General features: G+C 51.8%; 28 protein-coding genes and 1 pseudogene. 5 read left to right on the top strand and 24 right to left on the bottom strand.

Going from position 1 to position 18,975, the window contains the following annotated elements; genetic code table 11:
* Positions 1-29 precede the first annotated feature (29 nt).
* Both GYRE_RS12885 and aguB read left to right on the top strand, forming a co-directional pair.
* Positions 30-1,445 carry an APC family permease gene (locus GYRE_RS12885; RefSeq protein WP_038255768.1) on the top strand — a complete coding sequence of 472 codons (1,416 nt, stop codon included), beginning with the start codon at positions 30-32 and terminating at the stop codon, positions 1,443-1,445.
* Positions 1,442-2,344 carry an N-carbamoylputrescine amidase gene (gene aguB, locus GYRE_RS12880; RefSeq protein WP_038255766.1) on the top strand — a complete coding sequence of 301 codons (903 nt, stop codon included), beginning with the start codon at positions 1,442-1,444 and terminating at the stop codon, positions 2,342-2,344. Before GYRE_RS12885 ends, aguB begins: the two co-directional genes overlap by 4 nt.
* 282 nt (positions 2,345-2,626) lie before the next feature.
* Here the strand turns inward: aguB and GYRE_RS12875 are convergent, their stop codons facing one another.
* From GYRE_RS12875 to GYRE_RS12865, 3 genes are all read right to left on the bottom strand, one after another.
* Positions 2,627-2,947 carry a type II toxin-antitoxin system RelE/ParE family toxin gene (locus GYRE_RS12875; RefSeq protein ID WP_038255764.1) on the bottom strand — a complete coding sequence of 107 codons (321 nt, stop codon included), beginning with the start codon at positions 2,945-2,947 and terminating at the stop codon, positions 2,627-2,629.
* Positions 2,944-3,207 carry a type II toxin-antitoxin system ParD family antitoxin gene (locus tag GYRE_RS12870; RefSeq protein WP_038255763.1) on the bottom strand — a complete coding sequence of 88 codons (264 nt, stop codon included), beginning with the start codon at positions 3,205-3,207 and terminating at the stop codon, positions 2,944-2,946. The genes GYRE_RS12875 and GYRE_RS12870 overlap by 4 nt, the downstream gene beginning before the upstream one ends.
* Before the next feature lie 92 nt (positions 3,208-3,299).
* A complete protein-coding gene (locus GYRE_RS12865) occupies positions 3,300-4,130 on the bottom strand; it encodes a DUF4942 domain-containing protein (RefSeq protein WP_112471487.1) in 831 nt (276 codons plus the stop codon).
* A 468-nt stretch (positions 4,131-4,598) separates the two neighbouring features.
* On the opposite strand from GYRE_RS12865, the gene GYRE_RS12860 reads away from it, so the two are divergent.
* Positions 4,599-5,570 (top strand): glycosyltransferase, encoded by a 972-nt coding sequence (locus tag GYRE_RS12860; protein WP_038255760.1) that lies wholly within the window; start codon positions 4,599-4,601, stop codon positions 5,568-5,570.
* A gap of 176 nt (positions 5,571-5,746) precedes the next feature.
* Here GYRE_RS12860 and GYRE_RS25310 read toward each other — a convergent pair.
* From GYRE_RS25310 to GYRE_RS12770, 20 genes and pseudogenes are all read right to left on the bottom strand, one after another.
* Positions 5,747-5,836 (bottom strand): annotated as a pseudogene (locus GYRE_RS25310) (hypothetical protein); the annotation flags it as partial.
* Positions 5,837-5,865: 29 nt separating this feature from the next.
* On the bottom strand, positions 5,866-6,357 hold the full coding sequence (locus tag GYRE_RS12855; RefSeq protein ID WP_038255759.1) for a DUF5983 family protein: 492 nt from the start codon (positions 6,355-6,357) through the stop codon (positions 5,866-5,868).
* The gene (locus tag GYRE_RS12850; RefSeq protein ID WP_038255758.1) at positions 6,354-6,731 is read right to left on the bottom strand and encodes a TA system toxin CbtA family protein; all 378 of its coding nucleotides are present in this window, start codon (positions 6,729-6,731) and stop codon (positions 6,354-6,356) included. Before GYRE_RS12850 ends, GYRE_RS12855 begins: the two co-directional genes overlap by 4 nt.
* Positions 6,732-6,827: 96 nt before the next feature.
* Positions 6,828-7,202 (bottom strand): TA system toxin CbtA family protein, encoded by a 375-nt coding sequence (locus GYRE_RS12845; RefSeq protein WP_038255756.1) that lies wholly within the window; start codon positions 7,200-7,202, stop codon positions 6,828-6,830.
* 51 nt (positions 7,203-7,253) lie between these two features.
* Complete coding sequence (locus tag GYRE_RS12840; RefSeq protein WP_038255755.1) at positions 7,254-7,610, bottom strand: type IV toxin-antitoxin system YeeU family antitoxin; 357 nt, start codon at positions 7,608-7,610, stop codon at positions 7,254-7,256.
* Positions 7,611-7,660: 50 nt separating this feature from the next.
* Positions 7,661-8,305 carry a hypothetical protein gene (locus tag GYRE_RS12835; RefSeq protein WP_038255753.1) on the bottom strand — a complete coding sequence of 215 codons (645 nt, stop codon included), beginning with the start codon at positions 8,303-8,305 and terminating at the stop codon, positions 7,661-7,663.
* A gap of 15 nt (positions 8,306-8,320) precedes the next feature.
* Positions 8,321-8,542, bottom strand: a complete 222-nt coding sequence (locus GYRE_RS12830; RefSeq protein ID WP_038255751.1) for a DUF987 domain-containing protein — start codon at positions 8,540-8,542, stop codon at positions 8,321-8,323.
* A gap of 20 nt (positions 8,543-8,562) precedes the next feature.
* A complete protein-coding gene (radC, locus tag GYRE_RS12825; protein WP_038255749.1) occupies positions 8,563-9,042 on the bottom strand; it encodes a RadC family protein in 480 nt (159 codons plus the stop codon).
* A gap of 11 nt (positions 9,043-9,053) precedes the next feature.
* On the bottom strand, positions 9,054-9,533 hold the full coding sequence (locus GYRE_RS12820) for an antirestriction protein (protein WP_038255747.1): 480 nt from the start codon (positions 9,531-9,533) through the stop codon (positions 9,054-9,056).
* A gap of 16 nt (positions 9,534-9,549) precedes the next feature.
* The gene (locus GYRE_RS23800; protein ID WP_072009073.1) at positions 9,550-9,804 is read right to left on the bottom strand and encodes a hypothetical protein; all 255 of its coding nucleotides are present in this window, start codon (positions 9,802-9,804) and stop codon (positions 9,550-9,552) included.
* Positions 9,804-10,622, bottom strand: a complete 819-nt coding sequence (locus tag GYRE_RS12815; RefSeq protein WP_038255744.1) for a DUF932 domain-containing protein — start codon at positions 10,620-10,622, stop codon at positions 9,804-9,806. Before GYRE_RS12815 ends, GYRE_RS23800 begins: the two co-directional genes overlap by 1 nt.
* Positions 10,623-10,713: 91 nt before the next feature.
* Positions 10,714-10,947: a DUF905 domain-containing protein gene (locus GYRE_RS12810; protein ID WP_025203175.1), complete on the bottom strand. Its 234-nt coding sequence runs from the start codon at positions 10,945-10,947 to the stop codon at positions 10,714-10,716.
* Between the two features lie 57 nt (positions 10,948-11,004).
* The gene (locus tag GYRE_RS12805; RefSeq protein ID WP_038255742.1) at positions 11,005-11,229 is read right to left on the bottom strand and encodes a hypothetical protein; all 225 of its coding nucleotides are present in this window, start codon (positions 11,227-11,229) and stop codon (positions 11,005-11,007) included.
* Between the two features lie 82 nt (positions 11,230-11,311).
* Complete coding sequence (locus GYRE_RS12800; protein ID WP_038255740.1) at positions 11,312-11,824, bottom strand: DUF4234 domain-containing protein; 513 nt, start codon at positions 11,822-11,824, stop codon at positions 11,312-11,314.
* Between the two features lie 58 nt (positions 11,825-11,882).
* Positions 11,883-12,353, bottom strand: a complete 471-nt coding sequence (locus GYRE_RS12795; RefSeq protein WP_038255738.1) for a hypothetical protein — start codon at positions 12,351-12,353, stop codon at positions 11,883-11,885.
* A gap of 46 nt (positions 12,354-12,399) precedes the next feature.
* On the bottom strand, positions 12,400-12,711 hold the full coding sequence (locus GYRE_RS12790; protein WP_038255736.1) for a hypothetical protein: 312 nt from the start codon (positions 12,709-12,711) through the stop codon (positions 12,400-12,402).
* Positions 12,712-12,723: 12 nt separating this feature from the next.
* Positions 12,724-13,023 (bottom strand): hypothetical protein, encoded by a 300-nt coding sequence (locus tag GYRE_RS12785; RefSeq protein ID WP_051860963.1) that lies wholly within the window; start codon positions 13,021-13,023, stop codon positions 12,724-12,726.
* Between the two features lie 45 nt (positions 13,024-13,068).
* Positions 13,069-13,575: a hypothetical protein gene (locus GYRE_RS25010; RefSeq protein ID WP_245939504.1), complete on the bottom strand. Its 507-nt coding sequence runs from the start codon at positions 13,573-13,575 to the stop codon at positions 13,069-13,071.
* Positions 13,572-14,297, bottom strand: a complete 726-nt coding sequence (locus GYRE_RS12775; protein WP_038255734.1) for a helix-turn-helix transcriptional regulator — start codon at positions 14,295-14,297, stop codon at positions 13,572-13,574. The genes GYRE_RS25010 and GYRE_RS12775 overlap by 4 nt, the downstream gene beginning before the upstream one ends.
* A 300-nt stretch (positions 14,298-14,597) precedes the next feature.
* Entirely contained in the window at positions 14,598-14,894 is a 297-nt protein-coding gene (locus GYRE_RS12770) for a phage tail tape measure protein (RefSeq protein ID WP_038255732.1), read from the bottom strand.
* An 844-nt stretch (positions 14,895-15,738) separates the two neighbouring features.
* Between GYRE_RS12770 and GYRE_RS12765 the strand changes: the two genes are divergently transcribed.
* The gene (locus GYRE_RS12765) at positions 15,739-16,356 is read left to right on the top strand and encodes an inovirus Gp2 family protein (RefSeq protein WP_038255728.1); all 618 of its coding nucleotides are present in this window, start codon (positions 15,739-15,741) and stop codon (positions 16,354-16,356) included.
* A 121-nt stretch (positions 16,357-16,477) separates the two neighbouring features.
* The gene (locus GYRE_RS12760) at positions 16,478-16,693 is read left to right on the top strand and encodes a helix-turn-helix transcriptional regulator (RefSeq protein WP_038255726.1); all 216 of its coding nucleotides are present in this window, start codon (positions 16,478-16,480) and stop codon (positions 16,691-16,693) included.
* Between the two features lie 601 nt (positions 16,694-17,294).
* Here GYRE_RS12760 and GYRE_RS12755 read toward each other — a convergent pair.
* Positions 17,295-18,887 carry a YfjI family protein gene (locus tag GYRE_RS12755; RefSeq protein ID WP_038255724.1) on the bottom strand — a complete coding sequence of 531 codons (1,593 nt, stop codon included), beginning with the start codon at positions 18,885-18,887 and terminating at the stop codon, positions 17,295-17,297.
* Positions 18,888-18,975 lie beyond the last annotated feature (88 nt).

The raw sequence follows: 18,975 nt of genomic DNA, 5'->3' as shown, positions 1-18,975 counted from the left end.
TGTCGTTTACTCGACGATCGGGAGTCAGCATGGGTATACCCGGCAGCAAAGGCAAAATGGGCGTTTCACAAATCGCGTTGTTCTGTATGTGCGCGGTCATCGTACTGGAAACACTGACTGCATCCGCCGCTATCGGCCCCAGTGGGTTGTTCTGGTGGGCGGTGACGCTGGTGTTTTTCATCGTTCCCTATGCCCTGATAACTTCCGAACTTGGAACGGCATATCCGGCGGAAGGGGGGATCTATGACTGGATCCGCCGTGCTTTTGGTCCTCGAATGTCTACACGGGCGGTATATCTGTACTGGCTGGCGGGTGGGCTCTGGATGCCCGCGGGCTATATCCTGTTTGCTGGCATGTTTGCCCGGGTGTTTATGCCGGAGCTGTCTCTCGCCTGGCAGGTGGCGATGGTGCTGGTGATGACATGGCTCACCGTTGCGTTCATCAACTATAAAACCAGCGTCGGGATCTGGCTCACCGTTGCCGGGGCGGTGTTTAAAATCACTGTTATCATGATCCTCGGGGTGGCGGGCTTCTACCACATGCTGGAGAATGGCCCAGCCAACGATTTCTCGCTTCACGCGCTGCTTCCTTCGGCGTCTTCCGGAATTGGTTTTCTGGCAGTGATTGTCTACAACCTCGTGGGCCTGGAGCTGGTCGCCTGCATGGGAAAAGAGCTGCGCAACCCGGTGCGGGATATGCCGAAGGCTATTCTGCTGGCATCGCTTGCCATTGCGTTTCTCTACGTGTTCGGTTCGATGGGCATTCTGATGGCTATTCCGCTTAACCAGTTAAATCTGGTTTCCGGCATTGTCGATGCGCTGGAGCTGCTGCTGGGGGAGGGAAGTCCGCTGGTGGTGCTGGTGAGCGTTTTCTTTATGCTTTCTATCATCGGTAATAAGGTGACCTGGGCGATGGCCCCGTCACGCGCGGCGGCAGAGGCTGCGCGCGAAGGGGAGCTTCCGGCCATCATCGGCCGCTGGCACCCGAAAAACCAGACGCCTTACTGGGCCAATATCATCCTTGGCCTGGTCTCGACCATTATCACCCTGATTTACGCCGGGTTTGCTCATGGGGATAACGTCAGCATGTTCTGGTCCGTTTTCTCTTTCTCCAGCGCCTGCGTCATCATCAGCTATCTGATTTTCTTCGCTTCTTTCCTCAAACTGCGAATATCCGACCCGATAACCGAGCGGCCTTTCCGGGTGCCTGGCGGCATGCCGATGGCGGTGCTCTGTACGCTACTGTGCATGGGGTTCGTCTTCATGTGCGCGGTGCTGTTCATCTTCCCCGAGCTGCTCAAGGGGATGATTAACTGGGCAGACAGTGGGCCCATCCTCACCGGCGTGCTGTTTATCCTGATTTCCGGGGAACTCGTTATTCGCTACGGCGAGCGCCAGTTCGCCGCCCATTCCCTACGATGCTATCTCAACAGGAGTTCATCATGACTCGTAACGTAACAATTGCCGCGACCCAGTTTGCCTGTAGCTGGGATTTATCCGCCAATCTGGAGAAAGCCGAAGCCCTGATCCGCCGGGCGGCGAGCGAAGGTGCGCAGATAATCCTGATTCAGGAACTGTTTAAAGCGCCGTACTTTTGCATCGATCAGCATCCGGATCACCGGGCGCTGGCAGAAACGCTGGAAGAGTGTGAGTTAATTAAGCGCTTTCAGGCGCTGGCGCGTGAGCTGGATGTGGTGCTGCCGTGCAGCTTTTTCGAGCGCCACAATAATGCCTTTTATAACAGCATGGCGATGGTCGATGCCGGGGGCGAAGTGCTGGGGGTTTACCGTAAAACGCATATCCCGAACGGCCCGGCGTACCAGGAGAAGCATTTCTTCACCCCCGGCGATACCGGGTTTAAGGTCTGGAAAACGAAGTACGCGAAGATAGGGCTTGGGATCTGCTGGGATCAGTGGTTCCCGGAGGCCGCGCGCTGCATGGCGCTGATGGGGGCGGAAATTCTGCTCTATCCCACCGCAATTGGCAGTGAGCCTGACTTCCGCCAGCAGGACAGCCAGCCGCACTGGACCATGACCCAGCGCGGGCATGCGGCCGCCAACATCATGCCGGTGATTGCTTCCAACCGCATTGGCACCGAGAAGAGTAAGTATATTCCGGACTACGAGATGACCTTCTACGGTTCCTCGTTTATTACCGATCAGTTTGGTGAGCTGGTGGCGCAGGCGGATAAAACGTCGGAATGTATTATCACCCACACCTTCGATCTGGAAGCGATTAACCACATCCGCGACCAGTGGGTGGTGTTCCGCGATCGCCGCCCGGAAATGTATACTGCGATCCTGACCTCGGACGGCGAGACGATTCATCATGCGGTGAGGTTTTAGAGAGCGCAGAAAGCAAAAAACCAGCCCGTAGGCTGGTTTTTCTGGAATAAGTGGTGCCCGGACTCGGAATCGACCTTTTAATCTATCTGGTTGTTTTTATTTGTTATTGTTTGGTTTGGTAAAGTTTATACCTCCATTGGTACCTCGAAATGGTTTTGCTTGTTGTTGGCGGGAGTTTCAGAAGAGAAAGGTTACTGATTTGAGGCTATCTGAAACCGTTGATTCGATTCCTTCATTCGATTCCCGATCCACCTGTGGATGATACCTCTGAGAAGAGCAAAATCAAAGGTCATCCAACGACTGATAGTCACCTGGTTCTGCAAGCACCCTGTTGATATCACGGGATCCATGCACGATGCGCTCAATACGAACTTCCGTATCCAATACTCTGAACAGAAGCAGGTAACGGCCATAAGCAGATCCCCTGATCCCACTCCCCAACTCAGGCCTTTCTCTGTAAAGTGCTGGTGATTCTGCTATCAGCAGACATTGTTGATACAGTTCTTCGGTGAAACTGAGTGCGCGTACAGGATTATCCTGCGCAATCCAGTCACCGATGGCTTCAAGATCAAGCTCTGCCAGTGGTGATATACCCAGCTTCATTTTGTCTGGGTACCTTCGACCATGGTTTTGTATTTGCTCGTCAGGCGACCAAATACTTCTTCAGCGCTTTTACTTTCACCGCTGTTGATGCCTGCAATGATTGCTTCCTGGAGTGATTCTAGCTTCATTTTCTGCTCTTGATCTTCCAGGGCACGAAGTCCTGCCCGGATAACTTCACTGGTGTTGTTATAACGCCCGCTTTCTATCTGCTCACGAATAAATGCTTCAAAGTGAGGGGTAAGGGCGACACTGGTCGGCATGATGATCTCTCCTGTTTAATTACTATCAGGTAATAATAGTTATTATCTCTGGGTTATTCAAGAACAGCAATTGTGACTTGATTCAGTAACTATTACCTCGCTGCCAGAGCTCCGGGATAGTGTCGGGCGATGATGTCATTCAGCTTATCGACCAGCTCAGGTTGTTTGAAGTTGATATGGGCTGTTCCCTTCTGAAAGTACTTGATCGTAAACATCTCATCCTCGTAACGGTTGCAGTGCCGATTAGCATGGATATGGTCTGCAAGACGACGGGTGACATCAGCACGGTTGTCGGGAGCCGGCTTTCCATCCAGAATCATCAGCATGCGTTCAAGATCAGCTAACCGATCGCGCTGCCAGCCCCAGTTAAGCCCAAATCCCCATCGGTCATATTTGACCAGCCCAGTAACAATAATTTTCGCGCCAAATTTGCAGGGCGAATTACTCTTAAAATTCCAGCTTAAGCCTTTGAAGACGTTAATGACCCCACGCTCAAACACCTCGCCCTTGTTCAGATGCAGTTGCTCAAAGGTGCTCAGGATATTCTCTTCGCTGACTGCCGGAATATCCTCCTTTTCCAGACTGTTGTACCACTGCTCACGAGCAGCAGCATCCATCAGGCTGAGCATCCCCGATTTCTTCATCAAATCCCGCCATATACCTCGATCGATATTGCGTGTAATGGCCTTCATCGCCACGTCTGTTTTCTCCATCAGCCAGCAATCGTAACGGTATTGCCGTACTCCCCATTCACTGGCTTTGCCGCCACCGATGTTGCGGGTCAGCGTCGAGATATCGTCCAGTTGCTGAATAAGCGCTTCAATTTGCGCAAGCGCGGCGTTACGTCCCGTGACGATACGTTCAATACTGGTGGAGCAAATCACGTCGGTATGGTTGGTTACTACTTCGGCTTCAGTCTGCATTTGAATCTCCATAAATAAAAAAGCCCGCAACACATGCGGGCCGGGTGTGGTGCGTTGGTGGGTTCAGATAATCCCTGAGTGGCGGGTGAAACGGACAGGGAACCACAGATCGATGAAACCGATCGATTTTCGAAAATTGATCTGCAAAATGAATTATTCAGCCTGGTTATCCCTGTGCCACAATCCCGAAAACGAATTTAACTGATTGTTTATCAATTCATTTCCTGTCTTTACGAGGGGCGACTGCCTTTTGCCCTGAAAACACGGCAGTGAAATAACGTAACGGATGATGTGATGAAAAGATGCGCACGCTGTAATAAGAAAAGGTGTGTTCTGGACCGGATTTTCGGACTCGATACAGAATTTTGTGACGAGTGCTTATTTGATACCGAGCAGGAAATCAGGGAAAAACACATTCTCCCCGTCAGGTATCAGAAAGATGACAGCCAGGGGAAAGCGTAGCCCGGTATGAAGCCTGAAATTGATGTCAGCGTCATTATCCCGGCCTTCAATGCGCAGGCCACCATCAGCCACCTGCTGCACAAGCTCCTTAGCGAACAGATGCTCAGCATGGAGGTGATAGTCGTGGATGATGGCTCCACCGACGAAACGTGGACCATACTCAGCGCCATCACCGATGAGCGGCTGATGCTTATTCATCAGGAAAATCAGGGGGTATATGCCGCACGTAACGCCGCGCTGGCGGTGCACGGCGGCGAGTGGGTGGTGTTCCTGGATGCCGATGACCAGATAGCCGACGGATTTCTGCAAAAACGTCTACAGGCTGCCCGTGAAGCACAGGCCGATGTTGCCGTGTTCAATGGCTGGCGGGCCGACAGTACCGGTCATCAATGTGCCCCGGTGCACCACAAACAGCCTTACGACCAGTCTCTCACCGGCAAGCAGTGGATTCGCCACTGTGTGAAGCAGCAGGAATGGCAGCATTACCTGTGGCTGCAGCTCACCCGTTCGGCGTATATCCGCGAGCATAACCTGCGGTTCCAGGAAGGGAAAAGCCACAAAGACATTCTCTGGACCCTCCATCTTGCCGCCGGAAACGGTCGGTTTTATTTCTCCGACCGCCAGGACTACACCTACATCAGCAATCCTGCGTCCATTACCCACCGCCCGGATTATTACGATATCCGTGCGGCCAGCTATATTGACGTGATTACCGATATTCTCGCCCTGAGCAAACAACAGCAACACTACGAGACCCGACGCGCACTGGTCAGGCATGCCCTGGTGGAGTGCCGCCATTTTCTCGGATTGTACCGTCGCAAAGTCAGTCACCAGCCAGCGCTGCGTATCAGCTTTTGCACACGGATAGCCTTTCGCCAGCTACTGCCCGGTATAAGCAGCCTGAGCGATGTTTTCTTCCTGCTGAAGCTGGTTCGTAAAATTTACTTCTCCGCCGTTGTGTCGAAGGCGCAAGGTTAACCGGTGGATCTCGCGAATTCTGCACCGCAGCAGACGACGCACCCTAATCGCCATACCGGGCACCCACTGACGCTGTTGCGCGACATCGCTAAAAAACGCCAGCCGGTGAGGGCTGGCACTCATACGCGAGTGACGAGTACCGTTCGGTGGCTAATCCGTTCTGGTTTGTTGCCGAAGTCGCAGATGATCATCGTGCCGCAGTCGATGTTGTTTTGCAGCCAGTCGCTCAGGATCTGCAATGCAGTTTCAGTGGTTAATTCCGACATGTGTTCTCCTTGTGGCAATTGAGGTTGAGCTACCAGTCAAACGTAGCGAAGTCCGGCAGCACTTCGCCAAAGGCATCCAGATGAACAATGCCAGCGGCGTAGCGACGCATAAGCGTCACCACTAACCGACGGCAGGCTTTCGACAGGCCGAGACGTTTGAGCCGTAAGACCGGAAACGACCACGCGCCCAGGCGGAGCAGATAACCCGAGCCGGTATAACTAATCCACTCGCTGTCGCCAAAGTCTTCGTTCTGGTGTGAAAGGGTATACAGCAGGGTGTTGTCGGCTTCGGTGATATGCGCGGTGCTACACTGGATGCAGTTTACGTGGGCGACGGGCGGCAGTGGATCTTCCACTACCAGCTTGCCTGGCTCGTCAGCAACGCGAAGTGAATACCCGTTGTCACAGACCACATCGATCAGCGCAGACAGTTCAATGCCGTCAATATCGACGGCGATCCGGCCCGTATTCAGGGCCAGAACGTTGATGGCGTCGGCTTCTACCGTCAGGGATAACTTCATTGCTGCACCTCGCGGTATTTGCCTGTGGTGATATCGGTAACGGCCCTGTAGCCGTTGCGGGTCATCAGCCCGGTGGCTTTGCGGGCGCGGAGAATATCGATACTGGTGAGAAACGGCGTCTGTGTTTCTGCGCTGAAACCGCAACGATCGGTGCGTACCAGGTCGTATTTCTCCACAATAAAATTCACTGCGTCGCACAGTGAAATACCGGCGTCGATATGCTCCTGGATCACGCCATCGTTGCCGAAAGGTGTGTCGTTGAGCGCCAGACCGTAGTGACGATCCAGCAGGTGGCTCAGGAGACGCTGCCAGACATCCACGGGAGACGGGCGTGTCGGTGCCTCCCGCGTTTGAGATTGTGGTTGGGTTTGCATTGGTTTTACTCCGTAAACAGAGAAACGCCAGCCGTTACGACAACGGATACTGGCGCGGCGGATCGCCTCTATAAGACGGCGGTGTGACGGGGGGCGTTAGCTGCCGAATGACGACTGACCGCTGATAATGAGGGTGGCGCTGTTACCGGCCAGACCCACCGCGTTCTGGGCGCTCAGGATATCTGTGGGTGTGAGCAGCGACGAGCTGAACAGAAGTGATTTTCCCCGATTATCAGTGCGTTCCAGGTCGCAGTCTTCAGCCATCTCATTCAGGGCGTCAACCAGCGAATCACCGGCGTCAATGCATTCCTGAATTGCGCTGTCATCGCCAAACGGCGTATCGTTAAGTGTCAGACCGTAGTGACGTTCCAGCAGATATGTCAGGAGGCGCTGCCACACGGCAATCGGTGATACATGCGATAACCGCTCAATCTCAGCGGCCCGTTTTGCGGAAACAGGATAAATTCTCATTGTTGGATCTCTTTGTTGATGGGTAAGAACGAGGGTAAGTAGTAAGAAGGTTTATGCGGTTGTGGCTGGTGTCGGATAAATTGCGATATAGACGTACCCGTGCGAAGCGAGGCTGTCGGCCTCGCAGGTCAGCCCTTTTGCGTAAAGCGTAACGCTGTGTTGATGACGGGGATTGAGTTCACCGGAAACCAGCATCAGTTCCAGCTGTTTCAACAGCAGCGGAAACGCCTGGTCGAGATGGCGTAAATCCGCATCGCTGAACTGCCCGGTGATACTGGCGCGATCGGCGAGATAGTGCAGCCGGTTCCCCTCCTGCACCAGGCGAGCGCCAAAGCAGGGCGTGATATTGCGCTGAAGACCCCAGCGCGGCGCGTCCATATTGTCATTTGTGGCAGGGATATCTGGCATGGTTAAGCCTCACTAAAAAGTGGATGAAGAAATGTTTCAACCGGATGGGGTCAGCCGAAGCGCTGGCCTGATCCGGTAAAGGTGTATTCACCGTCGATGATGTCGTTGTCAACAATGGCGGGGGATGTCTGCCAGCCGTATTCGCTTTCCAGCCAGTCGTATAACCAGCGGGCCAGCACCCGGATGGCTTCGGTTATCGCGGCTTCACTGTCTGTGGTCATGTCCTGCCCGGAGGGGCTGTGGCGTTCGACCGTGACGGTCATACAGGATTCATGGATATGCTGGCCGTGATGACGGATCGTGGCGCGAAGCTCGCCGCTGTTGTGCAACTGGATGGTCTGCAGTAAATCGGCGATATGGTGAAGGTCAGCGTCTTCAGGATAATGTTCCCTGATCCGGTATACGGCCTGCGGTTGGTAAGCATAATCACCCTCGAAAGCCGCGCCGCTGCCCTGATGGCAAAAACCGCTGAACCAGATGCAGTGGTGCTGACGGCTGCCGCCAGACAGCAGAGGGATCCTGTACAGCTTAATATCCACGCCCAGGATATTGCAGATGCCGGTGAACTCGTCAAACACGTTCTGATACCAGTCATCATTCAGCGCATGTTCGCGATACCAGTTGCGGGCGTTTTCACGGGCCGCGTCGGAGAGTTCATCCAGCGTATATACGGTAGTGGAGATAATTCTGCTCACGGGTATTTTCCTTACTCAGTTCAGCGTGACGCTGCGCAATACGACATACGGCCCGCTGCGGTCCTGACGGCGTTCTGCGAAGACCGCGAGTACACCGCTGATATCCTGGACCTCACGACCAGCGTAGTGGCAGACGCTGCCGGACCATTTGTATTTACCCGTGCAGAAGCGAAACAACCGGGACTGCGGATGCTGGCGATATATCGCCATCGCCTGGCGCTTACTGATAATTTTCATCGGGTTATTTTCCTGTTGTGCTACAGCCAGCCTTTTTCAGCAAACGAGGTGATCTCCATACCGCCCACCACCAGGTGATCCAGCAGACGAATATCCACCAGGTCCAGCGCCTGCTGAATACGCGTGGTAACCTGACGATCGGCCTGGCTGGGTTCGGCAAGCCCTGACGGGTGGCAATGGGCCACAATGACAGCGGCACAATTATGTTTCAGACCGGATTTCACCACCTCACGCGGATGGACCTGCGTATGGTTAATCGTGCCGGTGAAGAGCGTTTCGTGAGCTATCAGGCGATGCTGGTTATCAAGGAAGAGTGCGGTAAATTCTTCGCGCTCCTGTGCGGCAAGCTGCAGGCGCAGCCAGTCCCGGACGGCATTGCTGGACGTAAATGACGCGCCGGGCTCGCGTAACTGGCATTCCAGCAGGGTTAATGCTTCTCTGACCGTCTGCTGGTCGGCAGGGGCCAGTTCACGGGCAAACAGCGGTAACTGTTGTTCCATAGCGGCTTACCTCAGTCGATGATGTGCATGATGGCGCTGCATTCGGGGTGACTGAGTGCGTAGTCCCGCAGGCGGTAATAGTGCTCCGTCATGGCGTCGCATTCGGTGCGCATGGCGTGGTGGCTGTAAGTCATCAGACAGACGGCAATCCCTGCGGCTTCAGCGCTGAGTTCACCACCGTTACCGTTCAGGGTGTTGAACAACGACCATTGTTCATCGTTATCCGCTTCTGGTGCCATAAAGGCGCCGCCGTTGCTCAGCGTGTAAAACTGCCAGATGCCGCCGCTGTAGTCCTCACAGAAGCGGTCCATCCAGGCGAACACGGTCGGTTCGAGGATTATCCACTGCGGTATGCAGCCGAAGTGCTGCGGCCAGAAGCCGATGCGCTGCTCGTCGGGTACGAGGCTGGCGGTCAGTGCGGGTGCAGAACCGGCACCGGCAGGTTGGGGTTGTAACGGGAGGGTGTCGTTAAGGTTGATAATGTCGGTCATAGTCGTTTTTCCTTGTTTATTTCTCGGGTGGGGGATACAGGTTTAGCAGGAGCGACGGGCAGGACTGCGCATCGCCGTTCTCATCACAACAGGCGGGCCATATAGTGTCGGCGAGGCTTAACTGGCAGAGGCTGAGTTCTCCGGGTCGGTAGAGAAGATGTGTGCACCAGGCGCACAGGTCGTCATCAGAGAGGGAGCGGCAGCCCGGAGCCTCATTCAGGGAAAGCGGATAAACGTCCGCCTGACGGGCATCGTCTGTAACATGCTGCATCAGATCAGGGCCTGGTGCAGCTCTTCGGCCATCACCCAGAGCGCCCTGTTGAGCTTAACGTCGCCATCAATCCCGTTAACCGCACGGGTGTGGCTGCGTTTGCCCTTCGCGGTACGTCCGGGCAGACCACCTTTCAGCAGGTTTTCCTGGCAACGATTGAAGACCGACCACAGATCGTCCTTGCGGTCTTCATAGCGTCGGGGTGTCAGTATCTGCGTGGCGGTTACAGGCTGGTGTTCTTCGCCAAAGCGGTACGTCAGTGCAGCGTTCGCCAGGGCGTGTTGTGCTGGTGGGGGTAACCGCAGCGACTCCATCGCATCGCGCTTCTCTTCCACCCGGTCAAAGACGCCCAACACCTCGTAAGCGCCTTCAATGACCTTCTCCGCCACATTGCCCCGGTGAGGAACCCTGATTTCACCAAAGGATTGTCCACAGACGAGCGAATTGGTACAGACGCTTCGGAAGTATCCCGGCAAAAGCTGAAAGCTGGACTCGCCTCCATGCGAATTAAGAATAATAATTTCAGGTACATGCTGACCGTTTATCTGGCCCGCCCGACGAAGACGCAGAAGGTGTTTGGTGTGTTCCCGGCGGTCAGGGTCGCGTACGCGTGACTGGCAGGCGAAGAAGGGTTCAAAGCCTTCACGCTGCAGGTTCTCTAGCAGGGTAATGGTAGGGATATAGCTGTATCGGTCAGAGCGGGAGTCGTGTTTGTCTTCACTGAAGACGCTGGGGACATGCTGCATGAGTTCTTCACGGGTTAAGGGACGGTCACGGCGTATCTGATTTGTCCGCCCGAAGCGGCTGGCTAATCGCATTGTTAATTCCTTATGGTTGCTTTAACGGCATAAACAAAAAAGCCATGCTCCTGCGGGAGCATGGCCTGCTGGTGTGGTTGCTGGTGATGAGTCAATTTTTGGGTATACCGTGGCTGAGCAGATAGCGGTTCAGCCACTCTCCTGCATTTGCTTCAAAATTCCACGCCCGCCAGAACAACTGCCCTCCGCTGTCGCGAATGACCAGCCGAAAGTGCGTACCCTGGTCGTCTTCAATGGCTACGTTGGTGTACAGCGTGGCGACGGCTGTTGCCTGCTCTCGGGTGAACGGACCGGGTGGTAACGGCGTATTGTCAGTGTCCTGTATGGTGAACTCCTCTGATATCTGGCACAAAAACAAACGCCCCGCTCAGTGAGCAGGGCATCAACGGGAGGCTCCAGGTGTGGCGATAAGCTGCAGTATCTGCTCCATCAGCGCTGCGATTAAGGCACCTGCCAGCAGGGCTGCCGTCTGTCTGGCAATATAGATGCTGTCTTCGTCGTAACCTTCTTTGCGGAAGTGGTCTTCGACAAACTGCTGTGCCCGGCTGCTGGCGCACCACGTCAGCACCTGACGCAGGGCGTTGAGCACCATTTTCAGTAATGTCATTGGGTTAAATCTCATGGGGGAAGCCGGACGGATGAGGGGCATTCAGGGATGCCCCAGCCGGGTAAATAAGCGAGGAGCGGTGTTACTGCGGTGACGGTGATTCTGGCGGCACGGGGGCCTGACCGTGAATAATCCGGTGTTTCGCCAGCGCCTGCGGCATGTCGTTGATACAGTACGTAATGTAGAAGACGTTAAAGGCGACGGTGTAGAACGCATTCATTCTGAGGTCGAAGCGGAAGGTGTTCAGCGCATAGTGGCGCAGTGCGGCTCTGGCCTTAAAGGCCCAGACGATATACATCACGCCGGTGGCGAACGACAGTATGGCGCTCAGTACCAGCAGCGTGTCACTACCCGTGTCGTAACCCGCCAGGTCCGGTGAGGCCATTACCCCAAACTGTCGACTGAGACCAAAACAGACGGCCAGCCAGATAACGAAGATATCGCTGCTCACCGGATACCCGGTGGTGTCGCTGATAATGTCCTGTTTTTTATACAGCCACAGTAACGGCCAGATGCCGCAGGTGGCGATGGTGAGCAGCACAAAAGTGAGCGTTGGTGTTGCCAGTCGCTGGCTGAGTGTCGAGATGTCGGTCATATCGTATTGTCCTTGATTGATTTTGCTGTAAACAGGGGGAAATCATGCTGAAGGGGAGTTACCCGGCGGTGAGTGTCGTGCATTCGGGCATATCAGCCAGAACCTTGTGGACATTTCCGGCAGAAGGGGAAAAATGCCCCACCTTTTTGTCGTTGACGTAAATCTCAAACGAGGTTGCCTTTCTGATGGCATCAATGAATGAGAGCCAGGCGTTGTCGCCGTTACGCCAGCCCAGAGATGACGGCAGCGGGAATGGCTGGTCATCGGTGACGACGGTGATGGCGGTTTTCTCATCCTGCGAATCGGCACCGCTGCCGTCAGGCAGGGTGAGCATGACGTGATGCTGCAGGATGTTCTGGTCGTCAGGGTTGCCGGTGCAGTTGAGATTCAGCATGACGTTTTCCGGGCTGGTGATAATGTACTCGGTGACGCCCATACCGAAGCCACTGCTCCACATATTGGGGACCGCGTGTGCCGTGATGGCAAAGGTCAGTAATCCTGCTGGCAGGATGGCGTGCATGAATCGCATGGTGTTTTTCCTTCTGAGTCAAAAATGTTGTTTAGGGTCAGCCGTGTTACATGAGTTGTTTGCCCACGGCGATAAGCCCTGCCAGCCAGCCGATACACTGGGGACCCACAAGCCAGAACAGACGGGCCTTGAGTAATCCGGTCATTCCTTCGCGGGTGTATATCGCATCCGGCATCAGCCACAGATGCAACGCCGCGCCTGCAGTCATACCGGCTCCGGGCCCCAGGGTCATCCAGAACAGATACCCCATTCCCTGACCAAAACTGCGTATCTCGCCGGTACTCCCGAACACGTTAAACAGCACGACCACAAGCGCGATGGCGAAGGCAATCGCGAAATATTTAATGACAAGCGCCATGTTCAGATTTCCTTATTTTCTGCACTGCTGAGCGGCACTCAGCATGTTGTCCATGAAGCGCGGGGGGACATAACCGTACTGCTGGTTCATTTTCTCCAGCTCCCCGTGCGTGTATTTCGTTTTGAGGTCATCCCAGATACATCCGCAGACGGCGGTAGTACCACCACCGGATTTACAGCCCCGGATAAACTCGCTTTCGGCTTTGGATTTCGCATCACCGCAGCCACTGAGTACCACTGTCGATAACACCAGGCAGATCGCGGAAAAATAACGTGCCGAACGGAGTGAACCGCCAGCAAGGGAGATGTTCATTGCTATATCCTTGAATAAACAGAGGGTTGAGTTTGATAAAACGGGTTAAAGGCCATCCTGTTGGGGGATGCCTTCATCCTGCAATCCGTGGCTGATGTCGTTAACCACGGTATCCGGGTCAAGCGAAATGGTCGCCAGATGCTTTCCGGTATCGGGGTTGCCCCGATACACATCGAGCGCGGCAAAAGGTTTGCCGTCATCATCCGAACCGGCAGAGACCTCGTAGGTGGTATCCCCGTTGCGGACGCTAAATTCCTGCAGGCTGATAACCTGGTTGCTCTGGTACGCGTAGCCCGTCGCCTGAGCCGGAACGGTAATATCCATCTCCTTATGCTCAGCGCCAGTCTTACCGAATGAATACGATACCGACGGGGTAACGATGCAGATTTCGACCTCCTTTTTGTGATTCAGGGCCTGTGCATAAAAGACGGGCTTTGCGCAGCGCTGATAATGCGCGTCGCGAAAGGCATCGGGCGTACCGGCATTCGCGTTCGGCAGCGATGCCAGCGTCAGTCCGACGCTTAATAACAGCAGGGCTGTGGGGTGTTTCATAGCCGGGCTCCTTTTAGTCCGGAGGTGGCTTCCGGGAACACTCCCCGGAAGGAATGGATAACGTTACTGATGAAGCGAAAGTGAGGCAGCGCGGAGATAAACTCTTCGCTGGCCGTCAGGGCATCAAGCTCAGGCTTGTTGCGAAAGGAGGTTTCCAGGACCGTGACGGCATTAATTTCTTCCATCCTGAAAACCTGGAGTGTTCTGGTACGAGTGGTGACCAGAAACCAGTTTTTGCTCTGGAAGATCAGACGGTGTGGTGCTACGGTTTCATGAGTGCGTCCGTTAACCTGCAGCGTGACGGTGTGGTGATCGCGAATGGCTTCTGCCAGCAGTAAAAATGACGCTGACTGTGTGACTGCCGACGGTAAGCCGCCATGCCCGATAAGACAGGGCGATATCCCCGACGTGCTGGTGAGCAGCCGAATGAGCTTTCTGTTCTGGGTGGGTATAATCCCTGAAATCCCCGTATTGTGGATGAAGGTGAATGTATCCGGAGAATGCGGACGGAGAGGTCGCCGGGCAAGGCGGTAAGTCCCGCCGGCATACTCAATACCCAGGTGGATCAGGCGCTGCTGGAAATCCCGTTGCAGCGTGCGTTCTGAGACACCAAATTCATCAGCCAGCGTTTTCAGTTCCATGGCATGGCCTGCCAGTAGCCGACTGATGATGATCGACAGCCTGACGGCCAGCCGATCATAGCGATCGTGTTGTTCTTTCATGGTGAAATTACCTCAGGCTCTCCGCATGCTCCTGTACGTTGTGGAAAATTATGCCGTACCGGTTTGCCACGTTATGTCGTCGCTTTCTTGCAGGTCGGATAAAAATCATGACAGCAACACGCTTTTGTTAAGTGGCTGTAAGAAAAGGAATATGAGGATATTAAGACAAGGAATACGATGTTTTAACGACACATCCTGTCGTCTTTGCAGGTTGCGGTGGAAGGAGAAATGATGCCGTGCGGGTTCAGAAAACACCGGGCCACAGCGCCCGGTGATGCTTAAGGTTGATACCGCTGAGCGTTAAGGCACATTGAAGGTATGTTCGCAGTGTATGCAGCCATATTCGTCAAATATCGTCCCGTCCAGCTTTTCACCGGCAACAGACCCCGCCACTGCGCCAGCACAGGCGCCGGACAGAAAACCAATGAGTCCTCCGGCCAGCGTACCAACTACGGGGACGGCAGAGCCAGTCAGCGCACCGGCTGAGGCCCCTTCAAGACCGGCCAGTCCCCCGGCAGTGGCACCAATCACCCCACCTGTCTTTTTACCCACACCGCGCAGCCGGATGTCGGGCGATCCACAATTCGGACAATGCATTTTTTCTCTCCTGGTTACTGGTAGCAATAAATAGCTGCCTGAATGAACAGGCGGGCCGTGTATGAATATGAACCTGATACTAGAGCAGGAAACAGGGTGGAACTGGAGCAGGAGAGGCATATACGCAGGTATTCTGCAGGAGGGTTCATCGGGGAGAGGGAATAATGGTAACGTCAGGGTATCCGCACCCCGACAGCTCTTATCTGACACATTAACCTCCGTGAGTGAAATAACAACACGGCAGCATTTCTGCTGCCGTTCTCACATCGGTAATATAGGTCTGAAATTTTTTTGAATGTAAATTTTCAATGCTGGCTGAAGGATGCAGATAAAACAGAACTAAAACATTATTTTTAGGTTGTTTTGGTGTGTTTATTTATATGTAAATTTAACACTAACTTGAGAGTAAAAATCAATAGTTATTTAATGAACTAGTTGATGTTTTTATGGTTTTCTTCTTTTATTGTATTTTAGTAGTTAAAGAGGATTTCTGATGTCGGTTTGGTAATATAACTATATAGAAGGGTATATATAAAATGTATTAGAAGAGTATCTATAAAGTGTATCAGATGAGTATCAATAAAACGCATTAAATGAATGTTATTGAAATAGTATCGCTACACAGAATTAGAAACATGTAACTGGAATGGCATTGCAATCATGAGAGAATGCAATTCAGGGTAGCTCCCATCGTTATACACACTCTGTGTGAGTAAAGTGACTACAGAAATCATATCTGTAAATCAATTACCCCGTACATCTTTCCTATACCCGGTACTTCATGAAAGTAATTTATTACTCCAGCCTTGTATCTTATTGAACAACTAACGTAAGGACATTACCCATGAGTTTCAATACACACAGCCATTACCCACTGAATCGAAACTATGTTAAACGTATTCAGGATACACTGAATAAAACGCTTAATGAATACTCGAGGGTGTTGGTGTTACGAGTGGATTTACGCTTACCTGAATTCGATACAGACTCGTATAATTCAGACTCATCATTAATCACCCGATTCATTGTCTCCCTGAAAGCACAGATCGAAGCTGATTTACTGAAAAGAAAGAATGCCGGCAAACGTATCCATCCCTGTCGGGTTCGTCATATCTGGGCTCGTGAATTCAGCCGTACAGGTAAGAAACATTACCACGTGGTGTTATTCCTCAATCGTGAGGCTTATCCGTATCCGGGAAATTACCGGTCAGTGAATGGGGAGTATTCGCATAATCTGGCACTGATGATTATGGAGGCCTGGGTACGTACGCTGGGGCTAAACGATGAGCAGTACTACTCACTGGTGGAGTTTCCTGCTAACTGTTATTACCACCTGAGTAAAAATAGTGCTGCATTTACCACAGAGTACGAAGCGGTGACGACCCGTATTAATTATCTGGCTAAGGAATACAGCAAAGACTATTCAGACGGTCAGCGTAGTTTCGGGTGTAGTCAGTACTGATTAACCCGGTCAGTATTTTTTTACTGTCAGGGGATATGTTATGACAGAGTGCCTGGATAAGGATAAATCAGTATATCCCGGCGCCTCTGTCTTCCATTCCCTTAAGACAGAGAGATACGTCATGACAATGCTGAATAATACTACAGGCCTGCTGAGTGATAAAATGGTCGATATGGTCTTCATCACTGAATTCACCGGGCTGAGTGATAAATGGTTTTATAAACTGATTTCACTGGGTGAGTTTCCTAAACCGATTAAACTGGGGCGTAGCTCCCGCTGGTTACAGAGTGAGGTGGAAGCTTGGGTACAGAAACGTATTGCTGAATCCCGCGCATAGTACGTTATTAAGCCTCCTGTAAGTTCCCCCGCGGTGTTTAAATCTTTAAATAACCCTGTCTGTTATCCTCGCCATTAAAGTTAAGCAGAAACGCATACATTAATAATTCTGGTGATTTAGTTTATAATGAGAGCCTGTGTGGCGATTTTATATGTACTACATAGGCCTCTCACTCGTACTATTTTGAATGGAATAAACTGGAAGAGAAAATAAGTGACGATGAATGTTAACCCTGAAATGAATGTGAGTTAAATAATCAAATGTGTAATAACACTGGGAAACGATACTGGGCAAGTTAATGATCTTTTTGTGATTTAAATTAACAATTATTTAACATTTCGACATAGTGTACGAGCACTGAAGGCAAGGCGGACTGGAATTATCACAGTTTACCATTGAGTGAAGTTCGTACTATTTTATCGTGTCATTTTTCTTGCCATGCAGCTAAGGCTGCTAAAAAAGTAAATTTTAGCAGCTTTAGCATGTATAAGAGAGAAGTCTAATCTCTTTTGAGACTGACTTCTGACGGTAAGTGATGCCGCGTCTGCCAGATTGACCGCGCATACTACCCTTACGTCATTATGTAACATAATCGCAACAATCATTGCCATTGCAGTCTGGTAGGATCATAACCACTCAGTGGTGGTGTGGCATTATTTTTGTAGTCAACAAGATTAAAGGTCGTGAAGAAAGGGTTAAGTGGGTAAATATAATTATATGCACCTTCTTGAGCTACCGCGATATAAAGTGCACGTTGTGGTGGGTAGCATATAGTGACAATCAGCCCAAGCTGGATAAGCTGATTCAGTACCGGCGTTAAACGTTCAATTTTTCGCAGTCTTGCCGGGCCGTGAGTCTCCAGTTCATTTTTCGAAAAAGGCTGCCACGGATTAAGGTCCACATCCTGAATGCCACCAAACTGATTGACGACACCTTTCATTTTTCCTTTTGGGTTATTAAATCTGTTTTTTATCCAGTCAAATAACTCATACACATCCTGCTGTAACTGATACTGTTCGCTCAGCACGTAAAAATACCTGTCGGCCTGGTTAAGATGCCATTCAGTAAGAGCAAAGGCATCCTGCAGTGTACTTTCAGGGATACCTTCTTTTGAACTGAAGCTAAATAACGCAGCAATGCGTATTGCATGACTGCCTGCTTTAGATACAAATTCCGCGATATGCTCCAGGGGCTGATTCTCACCAATGAGTGACTGATAGTGACTTATCTTATCTTCAAATAACCTTTTAGCATTGTCAGACAGTGCTAACGTCTTTTTAGTATCTGTATTATCATAAAAGTGTTTCTTTTGCTCCTGAAGGATACGGTTAAAACCTCTGTGAAGGGACTCAAAAGCACTTTTCGATTTCTCCTGATGTAAGTTTATTTTCCGTTGTCCGATAGTGCTCGCCGTATGCGTAAAAAGAAACCGGGCCAGAAATCCACTGGAAACAGCCCGCCTGCCATGCTTCTCTAAATACTCGTCAAATATCTCAGGTTGCACCATGAGTAAAAAGGTCAGGTATGCATTGAGTCGGATATTACCGTCTTTTTTCCGGGAGAGCGAAAGGGGTTCATTTTTCCAGATTTTGTTAATCAGGCCCAGATTGTTTTTCAGGTGGCCGGTAAAAAAGGTAATCGCTTCATCAGCGAATACCCCGGCGTAAGGGTATTCTTTTAACCCCTGAATAATCCCCTCGGGTGTGGCATCTTCATAGAACATTTCAAATGCTCTGGGTTTTGTTGGCTCTGCGGCCTGGTGTTCGCGAAGCAATAATTCCTCAATGTCACTGTCTCCGCCATGTTTAGCGGCTTTCTGAAAACTACGGTTGAGTGCTTTTTCTTTTGAAGACCAGATAGCATAGTCTTTTTTATAAATATCAAACAGGGCTTCATATTCAGCATGCATCTCTGCCGCAAAACTCTCGAAGGGTTCCATGATGCATTCGCGAACCGGACTCTTTCCTTCGCCCGATTTTGCCAGTACCAGAAAATACAGGGAGCAGGGTTCCGGCTTTTTATTTCCGAAAGGAGAGGCAACGTCAATCAGAGGTTGCAGGGCCAGAGCAAAAGCCGCCAGAACTGTACTGCCGATCATCTCAACAGGGATTTGTGTGTCTTCATGAAACGCGGTTATTGCATCGCGTAAAAAAGGCGGAAACGCCTCAACAGGGTAATTATTGACGTTATTCATTATTATCGCTCACACGGCTAATCAGGGTTTTATCTTCAACAGGATAAAGCAAATCGTCCACCAAAAGCGAGTGAGTGAGCATTTGTCC

It is taken from the genome of Yokenella regensburgei ATCC 49455, assembly GCF_000735455.1.
GTDB classification, from domain to species: Bacteria; Pseudomonadota; Gammaproteobacteria; order Enterobacterales; family Enterobacteriaceae; genus Yokenella; species Yokenella regensburgei.
Note: the sequence above shows the minus strand (reverse complement) of the source record. Positions and strands in the feature narration are given on the sequence as shown.